Annotated in this window: 16 protein-coding genes; 3 read left to right on the plus strand and 13 right to left on the minus strand. The window is 69.3% G+C overall.

What is annotated here, in order from left to right:
- Window positions 1-624: 624 nt before the first annotated feature.
- Together WDJ58_RS05185 and WDJ58_RS05190 are read right to left on the minus strand one after the other, a co-directional pair.
- Complete coding sequence (locus WDJ58_RS05185) at window positions 625-2808, minus strand: elongation factor EF-2 (protein WP_338916570.1); 2184 nt, start codon at window positions 2806-2808, stop codon at window positions 625-627.
- Between the two features lie 146 nt (window positions 2809-2954).
- Entirely contained in the window at window positions 2955-3734 is a 780-nt protein-coding gene (locus WDJ58_RS05190; RefSeq protein WP_338916571.1) for a J domain-containing protein, read from the minus strand.
- Window positions 3735-3917: 183 nt separating this feature from the next.
- On the opposite strand from WDJ58_RS05190, the gene WDJ58_RS05195 reads away from it, so the two are divergent.
- A complete protein-coding gene (locus WDJ58_RS05195) occupies window positions 3918-4682 on the plus strand; it encodes a DUF5781 family protein (protein WP_338916572.1) in 765 nt (254 codons plus the stop codon).
- Window positions 4683-4691: 9 nt separating this feature from the next.
- On the opposite strand, the gene WDJ58_RS05200 is transcribed toward WDJ58_RS05195, so the two are convergent.
- The 11 genes from WDJ58_RS05200 to WDJ58_RS05250 all read right to left on the minus strand — a co-directional run bounded on the left by WDJ58_RS05200 (window position 4692) and on the right by WDJ58_RS05250 (window position 16424).
- A complete protein-coding gene (locus tag WDJ58_RS05200; protein WP_338916573.1) occupies window positions 4692-5726 on the minus strand; it encodes a winged helix-turn-helix domain-containing protein in 1035 nt (344 codons plus the stop codon).
- 85 nt (window positions 5727-5811) lie between these two features.
- Entirely contained in the window at window positions 5812-6492 is a 681-nt protein-coding gene (locus WDJ58_RS05205) for an NUDIX hydrolase (RefSeq protein WP_338916574.1), read from the minus strand.
- Entirely contained in the window at window positions 6489-7076 is a 588-nt protein-coding gene (locus tag WDJ58_RS05210; protein WP_380660293.1) for an NUDIX hydrolase, read from the minus strand. Before WDJ58_RS05210 ends, WDJ58_RS05205 begins: the two co-directional genes overlap by 4 nt.
- The gene (locus WDJ58_RS05215) at window positions 7073-7474 is read right to left on the minus strand and encodes a hypothetical protein (RefSeq protein WP_338916575.1); all 402 of its coding nucleotides are present in this window, start codon (window positions 7472-7474) and stop codon (window positions 7073-7075) included. Before WDJ58_RS05215 ends, WDJ58_RS05210 begins: the two co-directional genes overlap by 4 nt.
- Window positions 7471-7890 (minus strand): DUF5809 family protein, encoded by a 420-nt coding sequence (locus WDJ58_RS05220; RefSeq protein WP_338916576.1) that lies wholly within the window; start codon window positions 7888-7890, stop codon window positions 7471-7473. Before WDJ58_RS05220 ends, WDJ58_RS05215 begins: the two co-directional genes overlap by 4 nt.
- A gap of 67 nt (window positions 7891-7957) precedes the next feature.
- Complete coding sequence (locus tag WDJ58_RS05225; protein ID WP_338916577.1) at window positions 7958-8503, minus strand: DUF5810 domain-containing protein; 546 nt, start codon at window positions 8501-8503, stop codon at window positions 7958-7960.
- 73 nt (window positions 8504-8576) lie between these two features.
- Window positions 8577-9266 carry a 4-carboxy-4-hydroxy-2-oxoadipate aldolase/oxaloacetate decarboxylase gene (locus tag WDJ58_RS05230; RefSeq protein WP_338916578.1) on the minus strand — a complete coding sequence of 230 codons (690 nt, stop codon included), beginning with the start codon at window positions 9264-9266 and terminating at the stop codon, window positions 8577-8579.
- Between the two features lie 89 nt (window positions 9267-9355).
- Window positions 9356-10564, minus strand: coding sequence for a threonine ammonia-lyase (ilvA, locus tag WDJ58_RS05235; protein WP_338916579.1), 1209 nt, complete (start codon window positions 10562-10564; stop codon window positions 9356-9358).
- A gap of 186 nt (window positions 10565-10750) precedes the next feature.
- A complete protein-coding gene (locus WDJ58_RS05240; RefSeq protein WP_338916580.1) occupies window positions 10751-11167 on the minus strand; it encodes an Hsp20/alpha crystallin family protein in 417 nt (138 codons plus the stop codon).
- Window positions 11168-11330: 163 nt separating this feature from the next.
- Window positions 11331-12056 carry an SDR family NAD(P)-dependent oxidoreductase gene (locus WDJ58_RS05245; protein WP_338916581.1) on the minus strand — a complete coding sequence of 242 codons (726 nt, stop codon included), beginning with the start codon at window positions 12054-12056 and terminating at the stop codon, window positions 11331-11333.
- A 210-nt stretch (window positions 12057-12266) separates the two neighbouring features.
- On the minus strand, window positions 12267-16424 hold the full coding sequence (locus tag WDJ58_RS05250) for a DNA-directed DNA polymerase II large subunit (RefSeq protein WP_338916582.1): 4158 nt from the start codon (window positions 16422-16424) through the stop codon (window positions 12267-12269).
- Window positions 16425-16689: 265 nt separating this feature from the next.
- Between WDJ58_RS05250 and WDJ58_RS05255 the strand changes: the two genes are divergently transcribed.
- Window positions 16690-17808, plus strand: a complete 1119-nt coding sequence (locus WDJ58_RS05255) for an ORC1-type DNA replication protein (protein ID WP_338916583.1) — start codon at window positions 16690-16692, stop codon at window positions 17806-17808.
- Window positions 17809-17950: 142 nt separating this feature from the next.
- Window positions 17951-18865, plus strand: a complete 915-nt coding sequence (gene mdh, locus WDJ58_RS05260; protein ID WP_338916584.1) for a malate dehydrogenase — start codon at window positions 17951-17953, stop codon at window positions 18863-18865.
- The last annotated feature ends 59 nt before the right edge of the window (window positions 18866-18924 follow it).

Below are 18924 nucleotides of genomic sequence, written 5' to 3' on the forward strand. Positions count from 1 at the left end.
CCAGTATCCCCCACCTGGATATCGGTCCCCGAACCCGGTGTAAGTAGCACCGGAGCCGTGCCCATCGACTCGAGAGGTCGTGACAGGATATCGGATACTCCGGGTTTTCGTCGCACCGATCCCATATATCTCGAACGATCCCGAATCTCGGAAATCCACGGCTGGTGGATGAACGCCACTACGGTTTTGTCATTATAGGTCACTTCTAACATCGATCAACAGTGTCGGTTACTGACATCGAGTTGTCGGGTGTGTTCTCAGTGTGGTGTACTCACTGGGGCCCGAACACCCTTCACAGCAGAGGTGTCTCCTTCTGAGACATCATGACCTGCGAGTGCCGAGGGTTGAGAAGCGGGGCTGTAGCGGGCGGCGTTCGGCTGATCAGACAGACCACGGACCGATGGTCGTCACAGATCGCCCTCCCGGATCGACACCGGCGTACGCACGGCATTTCACCCGTCCGAGCGACCGCAGCGAGTGCGGATCGAAGTTTTTCTCGCGTCCTTGCGAGCCGAGCGGGACGGCTGCGCCGTCCCGCTGGCCGTGCGAACGGGCGGCTTCGCCGCCCGTGAACAGAGAGTGGTTCGCGAGTGAAGCGAGCGAACCCGACGAAGGAAAAAGTGGTTAGAAGTAGTCGACCTGCGCGGGCAGTTCGGCCTTCATCCCCTTGCGCTCGCGGATCTCCGCGATGATCTCCGGCTGGAGGTTGTCCGCGAGGACGCGGAAGCCGGCGTTCTCCGTGTTCCAAGAGGCACGCCCCTCCGTGGCGGACCGGATGTCCGAGGAGAACCCGATCATCTCGTCGACGGGCGCGATGCCCTCGACGACCATCAGGTCGCCCTCCTGGTACATGTCGTCGACGCGGCCGCGGCGGCCCTGGATCTCGCCCGACGCCGAGCCCATGTACTCCTGGGGGACGTCGATGCGGACGTCCTGGATCGGTTCGAGGAGTCGGATCTCGGCGTCCATCAGCGCCCGGTGGACGGCGTCGCGCGTGGCCGGGATGACCTGCGCGGGACCGCGGTGGATGGCGTCCTCGTGGAGCCGGGCGTCGTGGAGCCGCAGGAGCGTCCCCTGAACGGGCTCGGCGGCCAGCGGGCCGTCCTCGAGGGCCTCGCCGATCCCCTCGACGACGAGCTCCATCGTCTCGTTGAGGTGCTGGATACCCTTCGTGTCGTCGATGAGGATGTTCGAGCCGAAGATGGTCTCGACGTTCTGGGCGGTGTCCTTGTCCATGCCGGCCTCCATCAGCGCCTCGCGGCGCTCCAGTTCCGGCATGTCCATCGAGGCCTCCCCCAGCTTCAGGAGCTCGACGATCTCCTCGCTGAGCGGCTCGACGCTCATGTAGAACCGGTTGTGCCGGTTCGGCGAGATGCCCTCGACCTCGCGACTCTCGGTCGTGGGTGCCTCGCGGTAGACGACGATCGGTTCGCCCGTGGTGACGGGGATCCCCTGGTTACGCTCGATGCGCTGGGTGATGACTTCGAGGTGGAGCTCGCCCTGTCCCGAGATGAGGTGCTCGCCGGTGTCCTCGTTGATCTCGATACGGATGGTTGGGTCCTCCTTCGAGACCTGTCGGAGCGTCTCGATGAGCTTCGGGAGGTCGTCCATCGACTTCGCCTCGACGGACTTCGTGATGACCGGCTCGGAGATGTGTTCGATGGACTCGAACGGCGTCATCTCCACCGACGAGACGGTCGAGCCGGCGATGGCGTCGCGCAGGCCGGTGACGGCCGCGATGTTCCCGGCGGGGACGCCGCGGTCGAGCTCCTCGCGCTCGCCGCCCATGAAGATCCCCACCGACTGGACGCGGTTCTTCCCCGCAGTGCCGGAGACGTAGAGCTCCTGGCCCTTGCGGATCGTCCCCGAGAACAGCCGGCCGGTGGCGATCTCGCCGGCGTGGGGGTCCATCGAGATGTCCGTGACCATGAAGACGACCTCGCCGTCGTCGTCCACGTCGCGCATCGTGTGCGCGAGGTTGGAGTCGGCGTCGCCGCGCCAGACCGTCGGGATGCGACGGGGCTGGGCTTCGAGGGGGTTCGGGAAGTGCTCGGCGACCATATCGAGCACGACGTTCGAGAGCGGCGACTCCTCGTGGAGCTCCTGGCGCTGGTCGTTGCGCTCCATCTCGATGATCTCGGGGAAGCCGATCCCCGTCCGGGTCATCGACGGTGCCGAGACGCCCCACTTGTAGAGCGCGGAGCCGAACGCGACCGTACCGTCCTCGACCGAGACGGTCCAGTCGACGTCCTCCTCCTCGGTCATCCCGCGGATGAGGTCGTTCACGTCGCCGATGACCTTCATCAGCCGCTCCTGCATCTCCTGGGGCCCCTCTTGGAGCTCGGAGATGAGGCGGTCGACCTTGTTGATGAACAGCGCGGGCTTGACGCCCTCGCGGAGCGCCTGCCGTACCACCGTTTCGGTCTGGGGCATCGCGCCCTCGACGGCGTCGACGACGACGAGCGCGCCGTCGACGGCGCGCATCGCCCGCGTCACGTCGCCACCGAAGTCGACGTGGCCCGGCGTGTCGATGAGGTTGATGAGGTGGTTCTTCTCCTCCCACTCGTGTGTCATCGAGACGTTCGCCGCGTCGATGGTGATCCCGCGCTCCTGCTCGTCCTCCTCGGTGTCCATCATGAGCTGCTGGCCGGCCGTCTCGTCGGAGATCATGCCGGCACCGGCGAGGAGGTTGTCCGTCAGGGTGGTCTTGCCGTGGTCGACGTGTGCGGCGATGGCGATGTTCCGGATCTGCTCCGGCTTGTCCATCAGTTTCTCGCACTCCTGTACGATCTTCTTGCGTCGGCCCATTATGAGGGTAGATTCCAGCAGGAGCGTGAAAAGGGTAGTGTTTCGCCCCCGTGCGCGGGTATCAGCCCGTCTCATCCCCTGGCGAACTGTGACGTACCGAGCGCCCGCCCGTTCGATCCGCCTCCATCGAGGAGGCGAGCCGGGGTTCAGCTCGCGCCGCCGAGGTGCTCGCGAAGCCGCTCGTAGGCCTCCCGCACCCGGATGAACGCCTCGGGATCCCCGCCGAGGTCCGGGTGGGTCTCCTTGGCCCGCTCGCGGTAGGCCTCCCGCACCGTGTCGAGGTCGGCCTCCGGCTCCAGCCCGAGGACCTCGTACGCCGCCTCGACGGTGGGGCGGTCGTCGTGATCCCTCGCGGCCGCCGAGCCGTCCCGCGACCCGTCCTCGCGGTCGCCGCCCGACCAGCCGGACCAGCGGCGCGAACCGGCCTCCTCGCTCGTCCCCCGCCACCAGCCGCCCTCCGCGGCGTCCTCCGGGTCGGTCGCCTCCCATCCCCAGGGGTCGTCCCAGTCGTCGGGGTCGTCGCTCCAGAACGGGTCGTCCGGGTCGCTGTCGGCCCACGTCCACTCGTCGTAGTCTGCGGCCGCCTCCCCGCCGTCCGTGGCCTGTGTCGCCCGTCCGTGGTCGTCCGTGTGCTCCCCCGGATTCGGGGCCGCGCGATCCCCGGTTTCGGTTCCGGTTTCGGTTCCGCCCCCCCCGTCGGTCGACGGGTCGTCGGCCCGGCCGGTCCCCCGGCTCCCGGTCTCCACCCCGGCGTACACCGAGCGGAGCATCCGCTCGCGGGCGTACCGGTAGGCGAGGAACCCGCCGGTGGCGCTGACCGCCGCGACGACGAGGAAGACGGGCGAGCCGAACCCGACGAACAGCGAGACGAGGGCGACGCCGCTCAGGAGCCCGGCGAGCCCGATAGCGACCCACGTCCGGTACACACCTTCCCTTTGGACCCGCGCCGGTGTAAGTCTCCCGTCGGACGTGACGGGCCGTTCTGGCCACTCCCGTCGTCGCCGGCTACCTCGCCCGTCGCTCCGGTGACTGCGCGTGTGCGTCGCGCCGCAGTAAATGCCGCCGACCCCGTAAGACCCATACCCCGTGACGGCTTGGTAACGGTAGACATGGACGTTCGCGTGATGGGTCGGGGGCCGGTGGATCCGTTTCTCAGTGCTCGCGACCTCTTCGAGACCGAGCACGACCTGGAGTGGCCCGTGGAGGTGAAGGTCCGCGAGGACCCCGACGAGCGGACGCTCACGGGTCACTACGACGACGACCACCACGTCCTCGTGATGTCCGAACAGGCCGCGCGGGGGGCGATGGCCCGCGAACTCGCCCTCCACGAGTACTCGCATATGCTCCTGTACGAGCAGGCCCACCCCTCGCACACCCAGTCGACGGAGGAGGCGCTGTTCCTGGCGCTCACGGGCCGGTCGGTCGAGCGCCGGAAGCTCGCCCACTGCTATCAGATCGCCAACCACATGAAGGACATCTACGCCGACGACATCACGCTCGACGTCGCCCCCGCCGACAAACTGGTGTCGTTCCTCGAATCCTCGCTCGCGACCGCGCTCGCCGACCGGCCGGCGGTGCGACCGGGTGGCTGGCAGCGGCTCACCCCCGCCGCCGATCCGGAGATCACTGCCGTCAACGCGGCGTTCGCGCTCGCGCTCTGCGAGCGACACGACCTCCTCGCGCCCGACCACCGACTCTACGACCTGGCCCGGGCGGCCGCGAGCGACGCCCCCGACGTGAGTCTCGACGAGTTCAAGCGCCGGTTCCTGACCCTCGCCGCCGACCCCGACGAGTCCGAGTACCGCAAGGCGCTCGTCGACGTCACCCGGGCGTACGCCGTCGGATCCGGGTCGGCCGAACGGGCAGCGGACTGATCCCGTGGCTCACTGCTTCTCGCTCGTCTCGATGACGGACAGCGTCTCGTCGAGCGTCAGCCGGCACTCGTCGCCCTCGTAGCGAACCGTGACCTCGACCCGGGGCGGGTCCGTCGAGACGACCTCCTGTTCGTGTTCGGCGACGAGCTCCGATCGCCGCCGGACGCGCTCGACGTCGTCGACCTCGTACTGGAGGGCGACACCCCGCTCGTAGTAGAAGGCGACGACGGCGGGATGGTGGACGACGAGGGTGCTCGGGGACGCGGCGTGGTGGTTCTTGCAGACGCGACAGGAGAGCAGGGCCATCGCGGCGAACCGCCGGCCGCAGGTCTCACAGACGCCGTCGGGGTCGTGGTCGTGGTCCTCACAGACGAGGAGCGTCCGGTCGACCGGCCCGGAGCACTCGTTACAGATCCCCTCGACGGCGGTCTTGGTGTCCTGGTAGGCTCGGGTCAGCGCCGCCGCCCAGGCCTCCTCGGGACTCCGGTCGGTGAGTCCCGCCGGGTCGAGCGCGCCCCCCGTCAGGTAGCCGTCCGGTCCCAGGTCGTGGCCCTCGTACGCGCCTTCACACTCGGTACAGACCCGGTAGACCCACCCGTCCTGGTAGGTGACGGCGGTCGGGGCACCACAGAGCGGACAGGCGATGTCGATCTCGCTCCTCTCGAACGAGGGTTCCTCGATAGCGGTCCCGGCGAGGACCGTCCGCACGACCGCCTGTCCGGAACGCCGGAGGGCGTACCCGCCCGCGGACCGCCCGTCCGACGAGTCACCCGAATCACTATCCTCTACCCGGCGGACGAACCGCCCCTCGAGCCGGTCGAGGTGGTAGTTGAACCGACTGGAGTCGCGCACACCGACGTGTTCACGGAGCGCCGAGAACGGGACCCCCTCGTCGGGCCTCCCGGGGTCGTACGCCTCCCAGAGCGCCAGCAGGATGGCCAGTCGCGTCTCGTTGCCCAGCGCGGAGAACGCCTCGGTCGCCCGCGTCGCGTCGCCCCCGGCCGCCGCTTCGAGCGGCGAGTCGGTCGTGTCCGGGTCGCTCATACGGGCGGGAGGGCGACGGCGAGCAAAAAGGGACGGATACGCCCGGATCGATCCCGGCGTCCGGCCCCGGGTCGGACCCCTTCGCTCAGAGGTAGCCGGCCTCCCGTGCGACCAGCAGCGGACCGAGCCCCCACCCGGCCCCCGAGTCGAGCACCGTCTCGAACGCCTCCTCGACCGGCAGGGTGCGAACGGCGATGAACTCCGTCTCGTCGAGCGCCTGTGGCCCCGCCGACAGCCCCGTCGCGACGGTGACGTGCCGGCGGTGGCGAACCCAGCCGTCCGGGTAGTACGACCGGACGTACTCGACCGAGTCGGCCTCGTAGCCCGACTCCTCGCGGAGCTCCCTGCGGGCGGCAGTCGGGACGTCCTCGCCGGCGTCGATCGCCCCGCCGGGGACCGTGAGGAACGTCCGTCGCTGGCGCGGGCGGTACTCCTCGACGAGCACCACCTCCCCGTCTTCACCCTCCGTTCCCTCCGCGAGCGCGACGACGGTCACGCCGTCGACCGGATCGACCCAGTAGTAGTTTCCACGGGTGCCGTCGGGCCGCTCGACGCGGTCGTACCCCGCGTCGAAGAAGGGGTTCTCGTACTCGGTCTCGGTACCGAGTACGGGCCACTCGGCGGCCGTCCCGGGTGGTCGTGGCAGTTCGCCCCTGGCGGCGATATCGACGTCGGGGACGCCGGGCGTCGGCTCGCTCGACGCCGCCCGTCCACCGGACCGACCGTCCTCCTCGCCGGATCGGTCACGGTCGCCGTCGCCGCTCACAGCAGGCTCTCCTCGCGGGCGAGCAGTATCCCCTCGAGGGTGGCGTCGTTGGTCGGCGGTTCGCGAACCGTCTCGAGGGCCTCCTCGACCGGGATCGATGTGACGGCGAGGAACTCGTTGCCGTCGAGCTTCCGACCGGCGGGTTCGAGCCCCTCCGCCCAGACGATCCCGCGACGGTGACGCAGCACGCCCGTCGAGCAGTTGAGGGTCTCGAGCAGCGTACACTCATCGGCCTCGTAGCCGGTCTCCTCGCGAAGTTCGCGCCCTCCGGCCTCGACGAACGACTCGCCAGGCTCGACGATACCCGCGGGGAGTTCGAGGCAGTGCTCGCGGATCGTCGGGCGGAACTGCTCGACCATCAGCACCTCTCCCTCGAGAACCGCGACGACGACCGCCGCGTCGGGCAGTTCGGCCCAGTAGTAGCGCTTGCTCGACCCGTCGGGTTGCTCGACCTCGTCGTACCCGCCCGTGTACCAGCCCGTCTCGTACTCCGTCTCCGAGTCGAGGACCGGCCAGTCGTGGTCGGTGCCGTCCGGCCGGTCGATCTCGGTCGGGTCGGCGTCGTCCCGCTCGTCCTCGCTCACGTCTCACCCTCCCTGACGATCTCGGCGCGGTAGCGCGTCCCGTTCCGGCTGACGAACACCGCCCCGTCGGCCGTCGCGTCGGGGTTGCGCTGACCGAGGGCGGAGAACTCGTCGAACGGCGAGTGGGCGAACGACTCCTTCAGCCCGAACGGACCCTCCCAGTACGGCTCCGAGCGGCCGTCCCCGCCGCTCGCGGCCACGGCGACCGCGCCCGTCACGTAGGGGTAGCGCCGCTCGGAGAGGTTCGTCGCGTTCACCGACGGCCCCGGCTCGACCGGCTCGGCGACCACGTAGTAGGGGGCTCCGCTCCGCAGGTACGAGGGGACCGCCCCGAGCGCGAGGAGGCCCGCGACGACGACGAGGATGGCGACGACGACGTTCCGCGTGACCCGCCTCATGCCCCGAGCCCGTCCCGGTAGAGGCGACCGAACGCCTGGCGGCGGAGCGTTCCCACCGCCGCCCGTTCCTCGTCCTGGAAGGTGGCCGCGACGGCCTCGCCGGCGAACGGCGCGGCGTGCCACGCCACGCGGCCGACGTTCTCGTTCCCGACGACGTGGACCTCCCCGTCGTACTCCTCGCGCCACGCCTCGAACTCCTCGCGGGTGCCCACGCTGACCGCGAGCGTGCCGGCGAACAGGGCGTCCCGGGCCGTGAGGACGACCTCCTCGGTCACCCGGTCGCGGTACTCCTCGCGGTCGAACCCCATCGCCCGGGCCACCTCGCGGACCACCACCTGTGCGGTCGGCCCGAGCGACTCGTAGCGCTCGCGGGCCGCCTCGAGCGTCTCCGGGGAGAACGTCCCCTCCGTGTGCATACTCCCTCTAGCGGGGGACGTCAGTTACGCGTTGCCATCCGCCCTCGCCGCTTTTTCTGCTCCGATCTCATCCCCCGTGACCGTCCCGTTCCTCGCGTGCCTCGTCCTCGTCGGCCTCGGCGCTCTCGGACTCCGGGTTTCGCTCCCGGTCCCCCTTCCCGGCTTCCTCCTCCAGCATCTCCCGGGTCATCTCGCGGGCCTCCTCGAGCACCTCCCGGGTCTCCTCGTCGAGCTCCGTCGACTCGTGCGGGGGGCTGCGGTCGTGCCCGTGTCCGTGATCGTGGTCGTGCCCTCGGCCAGGTTCGGACCCGTGCGTGTGCCCGGCCTCGTCGTCGAACAGCGCCCCCGAACGCTCCTCCAGCGGATCGGTCGGGTTCGACTCCTCGAGCCCACCCACCGTATCCTCGAAGACCTGTTCGAACTCGCCCTCGGGGGCGTGCTCGGCGACCCGCGGGGCGAGTTCGGACTCGCCCGCCTCGCTCCACCCCGGCGCGTGCTCGTCCAGCCACGTCTCGTGCTCGCTATCCCCGAGGACGGCCGTGAACGCCATGTGGTTGGCGAGGTGGCGCGCGTCGGCCTGCGGGGTGGCACAGACGGGGCACTCGTATCCCATACCGACACGAGGGGAGCGAGGGCTAAAACCGGCGGGGTCCCGGGAGCCCAGCCGGGCCGCCGTTCGGCCGCGGCTACCGGACCGATTCCTCGGGACCGACCACCGACAGGTCCTCGAAGAGCTCGTCGTACCCGCCGATCTCGTAGAGGTACTCGCCGTCCTCGACCCGCTCGCGGAGATCGGCCTCGGTGGCGACCTTCTCGCGGGACCGTTCGAGGACCGCCTCGGCTTCCCTTACCGGGACGACCGACAGGCCGTCGCCGTCACCGACGACGATATCTCCGGGATGGACCGTCACCCCGGCACACGAGACGGGGACGTTGATCGAGCCGGGCGACCCCTTGAGCGGGCCCTGTGGGTGGAAGGCGCGGGCGTAGACCGGGAACCCCATCGCCGCGAGCTCCTCGCGGTCGCGCACGGCACCGTCCACGACGACGCCGGCGAGATCGTGGGCCGCACACGAGGCGCACATCAGTTCGCCCATGTAGGCCGTCTCGGTGTACCCGTCGCCGTCGACGACGAGGACGTCGCCCGGTTCGGCCATCGCGATCGCCCTGTGGATGATCAGGTTGTCCCCGGGGGAGGCCTTGACGGTCAGCGCGGTGCCGGCCATCCCGGTCCCGGTGGCGACCGGAGCGATACCGGAGTCCATCGCCACGCCGGTGTTCCCCATCACGTCGGAGACGATGGCGCTCGGGACGCCCTCGAAGGCCGAGACCAGTTCGGGGTCGGGACGCTCGACGTCGGTTTCGACGGTGTGCATACCCCCGGGACGGCGGTGGGTCCCCTCAAGCTGGCGGTCCACACGAAGCGGCTCCCGTGGTCGCCAGGGTCGGGCAGGTCTCCCGGTGCCTACACCAGCACCTCGACCTCGTAACCGTGGGACTCCAGAGTGGCGATGAGTTCGGCGACGTGGTCGTGGCCCCGCGTCTCCAGGTCGAGTTCGACGTCGGCGGCGTTCAGCGCGACGTCCTTCGAGGTCCTGTCGTGCTGGATGGCGTAGATGTTCGCCCGCTCGGCCGCGAGTATCTCGATGAGCCGCTCCAGGGCACCCGGGCGATCCTTCAAAACGGTGCGAACGCGGAGGTAGCGCCCCCGCTCGATCAGCCCGCGCATGATCACCGTCGAGAGGACGTTGAGATCGATGTTGCCACCACAGAGCGCCACGACGATGGTCTCGCCGTCGTCGTAGTCGAACGCCCGTTCGAGGACCGCCGCCAGCGGGACGGCTCCGGCACCCTCCACGAGCGCCTTCGACCGTTCGAGGACGGCGACGAGGGCGCTCGCGATGGCCTCGTCCGGGACCGTCACCACCTCGTCGACCCGCTCGCGGATAATCTCGAAGGTGTACTCGCCGACGCTCCGGGTCGCGATGCCGTCGGCGATGGTGTCGACACGGTCGAGTTCGACCCGCTTGCCTTTCGCGAGCGAGGGGACGACGCTCGACGCGCCCTCGGCCTGGACGCCGACGACGCGTGCGTCCGTCTCCGCCTTCACCGCCGTGGCGATACCCGAGATGAGCCCCCCGCCGCCGATGGGCACGACGACCGTCTCCACGTCGGGACAGTCCTCGACTATCTCGAGGCCGATCGTCCCCTGACCCGCTACCACCTCCGGATCGTCGAACGCGTGGACGTACGTCCTGCCCTCCTCGCGCTCGATCTCGTGGGCGCGAGCGGCGGCCTCGTCGTAGTCCTCGCCGTGGAGGACCACGTCGGCCCCGTAGCCCTCGGTAGCCCTGATCTTCGAGATCGGTGCGTACTCCGGCATGACGACCGTCGAGGGGACGCCCGCCCGGGTCGCCGCCAGCGCGACTCCCTGGGCGTGGTTGCCGGCCGAGGCCGTGACGACACCGGCGGCCCGCTCCTCGTCGCGCAACTGCTGGATCCGGTTCGACGCCCCGCGGATCTTGAACGCGCCCGTCCGCTGCATGTTCTCGAGCTTGAGGTACACCTCCGCGCCGGTACGCTCTGAGAACGTGTGAGAGTGGTCGAGGGGTGTGTGCCGCGCGACGTCCCGGATACGGTCGCGCGCCGCCTCGACGTCCGCCAGGGTTATCATGTGGCCGGGTTCCCCGGCCACCGGGTTATACCCCGGGGGAAAGGAGCGTATGCATCCAGACGAACGGCCCGCTCGGGTATAAAGAACCGGCTAGCGAGGTGAAAGTGAAACCGCACGACGAGAGTGGGATAGATCCCGCGGACGACGGTCGTACGCCGGGTGTCCGACGTCGCGAGGACCCGGTGATCAGCTCACCGGGATGTCCGTCCCCCCGCTCCCCTCGGTGGTCACCTTCGGGAGGGTCACCGTGAGCACGCCGTTCTCGTGGACCGCCGTGGTCTCCTCCGCGACGACCGGTTCGGGGAGGTAGACCGACCGGCTCACGTCCGATCGGCGGCGCTCGCGGCGGACGAACGTTCCCGATTCGGTCTCCTCGGTCGTCTCCCGCGAGGCCGAGAGCTCCAGGGTGTCGTCGCGGAGCTCGAGTTCGATCTCCTCGCGGTCGAACCCCGGCAGGTCGGCGGTGACGACGAACTCGTCGTCCCGGTCCTCCACGTCGACGAGGACGGTCCCCGTCATCATCCGTCCCGGCTGGGCCTCCTCGAACTGTTCGCTCATCCGCTCGAACATCCGCTCTATCTCCTCGAACGGGTTGTCTCGCATACACGCGACGTTGTGCGCCGCGGGACAAAACCCCGTCGGCGGGGCGACCGGTCCGAGCCCCGACGGTCGTATCGCGTGCCGGTGGAACCCACCACCCGGCATCGAACCCCGGGCGGGAGCACCGTTCAGGGCCGTGGTGGTCGTTCGGAACCCGAGAGGTGCCTCACCACGGGATCGGAGCCCTATCGCGCCAGAACCGCCCGCCCGGGGCTCCGGGCCCGAACCGCGAGAGCCAGACGGGCGTCTCCGCCCCCTCCGCCGGGCTCCGGGGCGCGTCGTCACTCCCCATGTCGGTCCGCACCGACCCCGGACAGACCGCGTTGGCGACGAGCCCGTCGTCGGCGTACTCGCCGTCGAGGTAGGCCGTCAGCCCGTTCAGTCCGGTCTTCGATATCCGGTACGCCGGGTACCCCTGACCGCCGACGCCGCTGTACCCCTCCTGGACGTCCTCGAAGGCACCGTCGCCGCTCGAGACGTTGACGACCCGCCCGCCGGGACCCTCCAGTAGCAGGGGGAGCGCACGCCCGGTGAGGAGGATCGGTCCCCGCAGGTTCACCGCGAGCGTCCGGTCGACGTCCCCGATAGACGACTCGTGGAGCGGGACGTTCGGCGGCGCGACCCCGGCGTTGTTCACGAGGATATCCAGCCGCCCCGTCTCGGACTCGATACGTTCGACCGCGGCCTCGATCTCCGCTCCCTCGGTCACGTCGAGTCGGACGGCTCTCCACCCTTCGCCGGTCACGTCCGCGGTGTCCCGGGCACCGGCGTAGACAGTCGCGCCCAGGTCGGCGAGCCGAGCGGCGACCGCCGCCCCGATGCCTCTGCTCGTGCCCGTGACGAGCGCGACCTGTCCGTCGAGCGAATCGTACAGCGGGGGGTCGGGATCCATCCCCTTCCGGGACTCCTCCGAGTGACATAAGCTCGTGCTCGGAACCGATCACCGGTCAATCGGGTGTCCGGACGGCTGAGTCGGAGAACCCACCAGCTACTGTACCGCGAGTGAGCGCCTACGGCGCTCACGAGCGGCCTTTTTCACCCATGTTTTTACGAGGAGAGGTTCGCGCCGAGGGCGCGAACCCGACGAGTAAAAAGATGGTCTCTACATGAAATCGGCGATCCCGCTCTGCTTGTTCGTGTCGTCCTCGAACACCGATTCGAGGGCACGCTCCAGGATCTCCAGACGCTGTTTGGTGTACTCCCGGCAGCCGAACTCCTCGGCGACGGTCCGGGCGGTCTGCATGTACTTGTTGACCGACCCCTTGTGCACCGTGAGGTTCACCCGGCCGCCGCACTCCCGACAGTCGCCCGTCAGCGGCATCCGGCGGTACTTCTCCCCGCAGTCGAGACACCGCGTCTCCTGGCGCGAGAAGGCTCGAAGGTTCCCGATCAGGTCCGGCAGGAAGTGGTACTCGATGATGCGCTCGGCGACGTCGGTCTCGTCGACGGCCCGTATCTTCCGTGCGAGGTTCAGCTGGCCGTCCATCTTCTTCTGCATGTCCTCGAGGGTCTTGTACGCCGAGAGGTCCGGTCCGAGCGCGATGTCCGTGGTGTCGTGGGTGTGCCGGAACCCCGTGTACTCCCCGTCGGTGCCGAGCGAGTCCTCCGCGATCTCGATCTCGACCTCGCCGGGGTCGGCCATCCGCAGGGTCGCCTCGTAGAACTCCCGCGGATAGCGGTCGACGACGTCCATGTTGTGGGCCTCGTCGTCGATCTCGGTGGGGTCGATCCGCGAGGACATCACCAGGGGGGCGTCCATCTTCCCGCCGCGCTGGTCCGGCAGGAAGGACTTCGAGAAGTTCAGCAGGCCATCCATCAGGAGCATCACGCAGTCCTCGTCGCCGTCGCACTGAGCGGCCATCATCCCGTTCACCGCCAGCGTGTGCGTATCCTGAACGGTCACGCAGTAGACGTGGTCGGTGTCGGTCTCGACGAGAGTGACGTCCGAGACAGTGTCGAGGGAGACGCCGCCGTCGGCGGCCGTGGGCGCTGCCGAGGCAGGTCCTTCCGAGTCGGTCCACCGTGACGACAGCGGAACGCGCATCCCCGCTTCGACCTCGCTCGCCGGGACTCGCTCGACACCATCCTCCCATCGGAGGAGTTCGTGATCCGGCGTGACGGTCAGCGACCTCCCACCCTCCGTTTCGACTCGAACGAGGTAGTCGGGGGAGACGTGCTTCGAGACGGTTTCGACCCGCTGCCACACCTCTTCGCCGTCTTCGGTGACCGACGGTACGCGCACCTCGCCGTCGAGTTCGGATGTAAGTGTCCCGAAGTCGTCCGTCTCGGCCGTCTCCTCGTCGAGGCGTGCCTCTACGAACTGCTCGATGGATCCGTGATGCCACCCCTCCCCGTCCTCGTATCGGAGCTCCGTCTCCGGGTGGAAGCAGTTCCGTCGCTTCGCGGCATGGAAGTACGGGTGAGCGTACCCCACTGCCGCGCTCGTGAATCCGACGACCCGCCCGACGACGGCGGCGGAGGTGTGCGGTGCCATCCCGAAGACGAGTTCGCCGACGAGGTCCTCGCGGTCCTCGACCTCGTAGAACGGCTCCAGATCGTAGTACCGGACGAGGAGGTCGTCGACGAAGTCCGCCGTGCGGAGCATGTGTTCGGCCGCGCCGTCCGAGAGGACGACGTCCTGGACCTTCAGCTCGATCAACTGGTCGTCGTGGCGGAGCGGCTGCCCGTGTACGTCCTCGGTGTAGCCGAGTTCGCGGAAGTGATCGACGGTGACGTCCAGCTCTTCCGGCCGAACGGACGTCACGGGGAGGTCGGTCATGTCGTAGCGGACGGTGCCGTCCTTGAACGTCGAGACGCCGTGTTTCGCCCGGAGGATGCCCTTCTCCATCGGCTCGGGCACCTTCCCGGCGCTCGTGAGCCCCTTCACCCCCTTGAGCTGGTCGAAGGAGGCCTCTCGCTCGCCGACCCGTTCGAGCGCGTTCCGGTACTCGGCGTTCACGTCGACGGTCCGGTTCTCGACGGCGTCGGCTTCCGCCTCACAGCGGGGACAGATCGCGCGCCCGGACTCGTCGGGTGCGACGGGGATATCGCAGTTCCGACAGACGTACCGCGGGGCGGTGACGCCGTTGCACTCCGGACAGCGCGCCCGGAAGGTCTGTGTGCCACACTCCCCGCAGGCCCGGCGGCCGACCTGGACCTCGACGTGCCCGGGCGTCGAGCGCCGGTCGGGGGCGTGCTTTCCGGCGGCGGCGACGTCGCGCTGTGAGCCGCCGGCCTCGCCGATCGGAAAGAGCGTGTGGACGGCGGGCGAGAGGTCGCGCTTCTCGGACTTCTCCGGGCGGCCCATCCGCGATCCGATCCGGGTGGGTGCGCGCTCGCGGACGGCGAACGGTGCCACCTCGTTCACTGCGCGAACCGCGTTCGAGCCGGGCGGGTCGCCCTCGACGGCCCACTCGCGGGCCGCCGCGGGGAGGTCGGAGAGAACCCAGGTGCGTTCGAGGTCGTCCGTGAGCCCGAGCGACCGGACCAGGGGGAGCGCGTCCGGGACGGTCACGGTCCCGTCGCCCTGGCGGTGTTCGACCAGCAGCGTCTCCAGCGCCTCGACGGCCGCGTCGGTCCGGGGAAGGACGAGCGTCCGCTCGTCGCTATCCGGGGACGATCCCTGCGAGCCGTGGAGTCGCTCGGCCGCACCGTCGGCCTCGGCCCAGTTTCCCTCGCCCACGGCGTCGGCCAGCGCGTCGAACGCCTCGACCGAGAGATCGTGCCAGAGGTATGTGTAACGGGGGTGGAGCGGGGCGTCGTACTCGGTCGCCCAGCGAAGCGCCGTCCCGGCGTCGGGCGAGTCGAGGTCGGTCCCCGGGTCGTCCCGCATCGCCTGGACGTCCGCGCCCGCCGCCTCCATGTCCCCCGTCCACCACTCGACGGTGTACGAGGCGGGTGCGAGCGGGTGGTTGTTCTCGACGAACTCGCCGTAGTTGACGAGGTACTCCCCCAGATCCAGCACGGCGTCGACGCCGTTGCGGACCGCCTTCGCCTCCTCGGGATCGTCGATACGTCGGACGTCGCCGTTGGCGAGTCGCACGGTGGGCCCCTCGATGGAGTCGACGGGGACGACCCCCGCCGCCTTGCCGGGCCGCTCGGTCTTGATCTGCGTGCCGGTGGCGAGGAAGTCGTCGACGAGGTGCATCGTCGCCGGGTGAACGCCCGCCGTGGCGAACCCGTGGTTTCGCGCCCGGCCGTAGCGAAGCCGGAACCCGCCCGGACGCGAGGGGTGGCCGAACACCGGTCGACCCGCGATGAGGTCCCGGAGGAACTTGGTCGCCGGCTCCGGCCGCATCGGACCCTCGGGTTCGGGGGCCGCGTCGGGCTCCTCGGAGTCGTCCGCGTCGTCGGCCTCCGTCTCGTCCTCCCCCTCGTCCGTGTCCGACTCCTCGGCGTCCGATCCCTCCTCCTTCCCGATGGTCCCGTCGATGAGGTCGTCGAGCCACGGCCAGTCGACCTCCTCCAGTTGCGAGGTGTAGCGCTCGATCTTGGGGGCCTTCTGGGCGATCCCCTCGCCCAGGACGAGACACATCCCGCCGCGGGCGGAGTTGGTGTCGACGCGTTCGAGGTCCCGGTACCCCGAGACCTCCTCGTCACCCGTAGCCTCCCCGTCGAGCATGATCGGGCTGTGCTGGGCGATGAATCGCGTCTCCTTGTCCTTGGGCGTGTACTGGAGGCCGGTCTCCTTGTCGTAGAGGTCGATCTCCTCGACGTAGCGCTCGACCTCCTCCTCGCGGGGCTTGTACTCGTCGAGACCGACGAGCGTCCGCGTGTAGTCGGCCACGAGCACCGAGAGCGCCTGGGCGGTCCCGCCCGCCGAGCGGATCGGTCCCGCGTAGAACACGCGGACGAACTCCGTGCCGTCGTCGTTCTCCAGTACCTCGACGCGGTCGATCCCCTCGATCGGGGCGGCGACGACGCCCTCGGTGAGGAGCGCGACCGCCGTCCGGACGGCCCCCTCGACCTTCCCGGCGCGGGTGTCGTAGTCGCCGACATCCCCCTCGGCGAACCCGCGCGCGAGTTCGAGCGCGGCCTCCTCGCGCGAGATATCGGGATCGGCCTCCATCTCCCGGACGCGGTCGGCCACGCCCGGGATACCGAGGATGTTCTCGACCCGATCGGCCATGTCCTTCGCGATCGGTATCTCGACGTCCTCGGTCGGGTCGCCGCCCACCTCTCGCGCCCTCGTGGCGACCGACATCGCCTCGTCCAGCCTCGATTCGAGCCCCTCGAAGTACCGCTCGTCGGCCGGCCTCATCGCCGCGCCGCCCCCCGTCCGATCCGATCGCTCGTCCCCGAGTCGCCCCTCCCTCTACCCGGGCAGGCGTCGACCCCGTCCCCCTGGACCTGCCGGTGATGCATGCTCGACACCTGGCGCTTCCCGGGAGAAAAAGCTTCGCGTGTCCCCGCCGCTCGTCGCCGTCGTACGGGCTACACCCCTTCGTTTCATCTCCAGAAAGTTACTATCGTTCGTTCGACGCGGCGGAAGCGTTAAACGGTCGCCCGGCCGTGGTGAAAGTGAAATGGGCGGGGACATGCTCGGCTGGGACGAGTCGGTGTTCCGGGACGAGCACGTCTTCGAGTTCGACTACCTCCCGGAGGCGTTCCTCCACCGCGACTCCCAGATGGAGACGCTCAAGTACGCGCTCCGGCCCGCCGTCCGTGGCTCGCGGCCGCTGAACGTCCTCGCCAACGGCCCGCCCGGCACGGGCAAGACGACCGCGGTGATGAAGCTGTTCGACGAACTGGCGGGGCTCAACGACGTCAAGGCCGTCCGCGTGAACTGCCAGGTGAACTCGACCCGGTACTCGGTGTTCTCGCGGCTATTTGAAGGGATCTTCGAGTACGAACCCCCCACCTCCGGCATCTCGTTCAAGAAGCTGTTCGGGCAGATCACCGACCACCTCGTCGAGGAGGACGAGGTGCTGATCGTGGCGCTCGACGACGTGAACTACCTGTTCTACGAGAGCGAGGCGAGCGACACGCTCTACTCGCTTCTCCGTGCGCACGAGGAGCACTCCGGGGCGAAGATCGGCGTCATCGTCGTCTCCTCGGATCTCGACCTCGAACTCGTCGAGGAGCTCGACGGCCGGGTCCAGTCGGTGTTCCGGCCCGAGGAGGTCTACTTCCCGACGTACGGCGAGCCCGAGACGGTCGACATCCTGCGCGAGCGGGTCGAGCGCGGGTTCCGCGAGGACGCGGTCGGGCCGCGGGTGCTCGACCGCGTCGCCGAACTCACCGTCGACTCGGGTGGCGACCTCCGGGTGGGGATCGACCTCCTGCGCCGCGCGGGGCTGAACGCCGAGATGCGCGGCTCGACCCAGGTCGGGACCGAGGACGTCGAGGCGGCCTACGAGAAGGCCAAGTACGTCCACCTCTCGCGGCACCTGCGCGGGCTCAGCGACTCCGAACGGGCGCTGTTGCGCGTGCTCGCCGAACACGACGGTAACCGCGCGGGCGACGTCTACGAGGCGTTTCAGGAGGAGAGCGGGCTCGGCTACACCCGTTACTCCGAGATCGTCAACAAGCTCGACCAGCTCGGGATCATCGAGGCCGAGTACACGAGCGTCGAGGGCCGCGGACGCTCCCGCCGGCTCACGCTCGCCTACGACACCGAGGCGATCCTCGACCGGCTCGACTGAGCACGGAAGCGGCTGAAACCGGCCGACTGCGACGGGCCACTCGGGTGAACGTGCCGTAGCGGTCCGGAGGCTGCCGCCCGGAAGGTGGCCATTCCGGCCCCGAAGAGAACGATTTACCAACGGGGCGTTCCTCGCATCGGCCATGAGCAAGGTCAGCGTCATCGGCGCGGCGGGCACCGTCGGAGCCGCGGCCGGCTACAACCTCGCGCTCCGCGACGTCGTCGACGAACTCGTCTTCGTGGACATCCCGGACCAGCGCGAGACCACCGTCGGCCAGGCCGCGGACACCAACCACGGCATCGCCTACGACTCGAACACCACGGTCAGGCAGGGCGAGTACGAGGACACCGCCGGGAGCGACGTCGTCGTCATCACCGCGGGCATCCCGCGCCAGCCCGGACAGACCCGCATCGACCTCGCGGGGGACAACGCTCCCATCATGGAGGACATCGGCTCCTCGCTCGACGAGTACAACGACGACTACGTCTCGATCACCACTTCGAACCCGGTCGACCTCCTCAACCGTCACCTCTACGAGGCGGGCGACCGCCCCCGCGAGCAGGTGATCGGCTTCGGCGGCCGGCTCGACTCCGCGCGGTTCCGCTACGTCCTCGCCGAGGAGTTCGACGTCCCCGTGAAGAACGTCGAGGCGACCATCCTCGGCGAGCACGGCGACGCGCAGGTCCCCGTCTTCTCGAAGGTCCGCGTCGACGGCACGGACCCCGAGTTCACGGACGACGAGCGCGAGGAGCTCCTGGGCGACCTCCAGGCGTCGGCGATGGACGTCATCGAGCGAAAGGGCGCGACCCAGTGGGGCCCGGCGACGGGCGTCGCCCACATGACCGAGGCCGTCCTCCGGGACACCGGCGAGGTGCTCCCCGGCTCGGTGAAGCTCCAGGGCGAGTTCGGTCACGAGGACACCGCGTTCGGCGTGCCCGTCAAGCTCGGCTCGAACGGCGTCGAGGAGGTCGTCGAGTGGGACCTCGACGACTACGAGCACGAGCTGATGGACGAGGCCGCCGGGAAGCTCCACGACCAGTACGAGAAGATCGAGTAGCGCGGCGTCGCCGTCCGCGCCCGTCCGCCCCGGGACAACAGGCATGACCCCCCGGACAC

Origin of the sequence: Salinirubellus litoreus (assembly GCF_037335815.1) — an archaeon.
In the GTDB taxonomy this organism is placed as follows: domain Archaea; phylum Halobacteriota; class Halobacteria; order Halobacteriales; family Haloarculaceae; genus Salinirubellus; species Salinirubellus litoreus.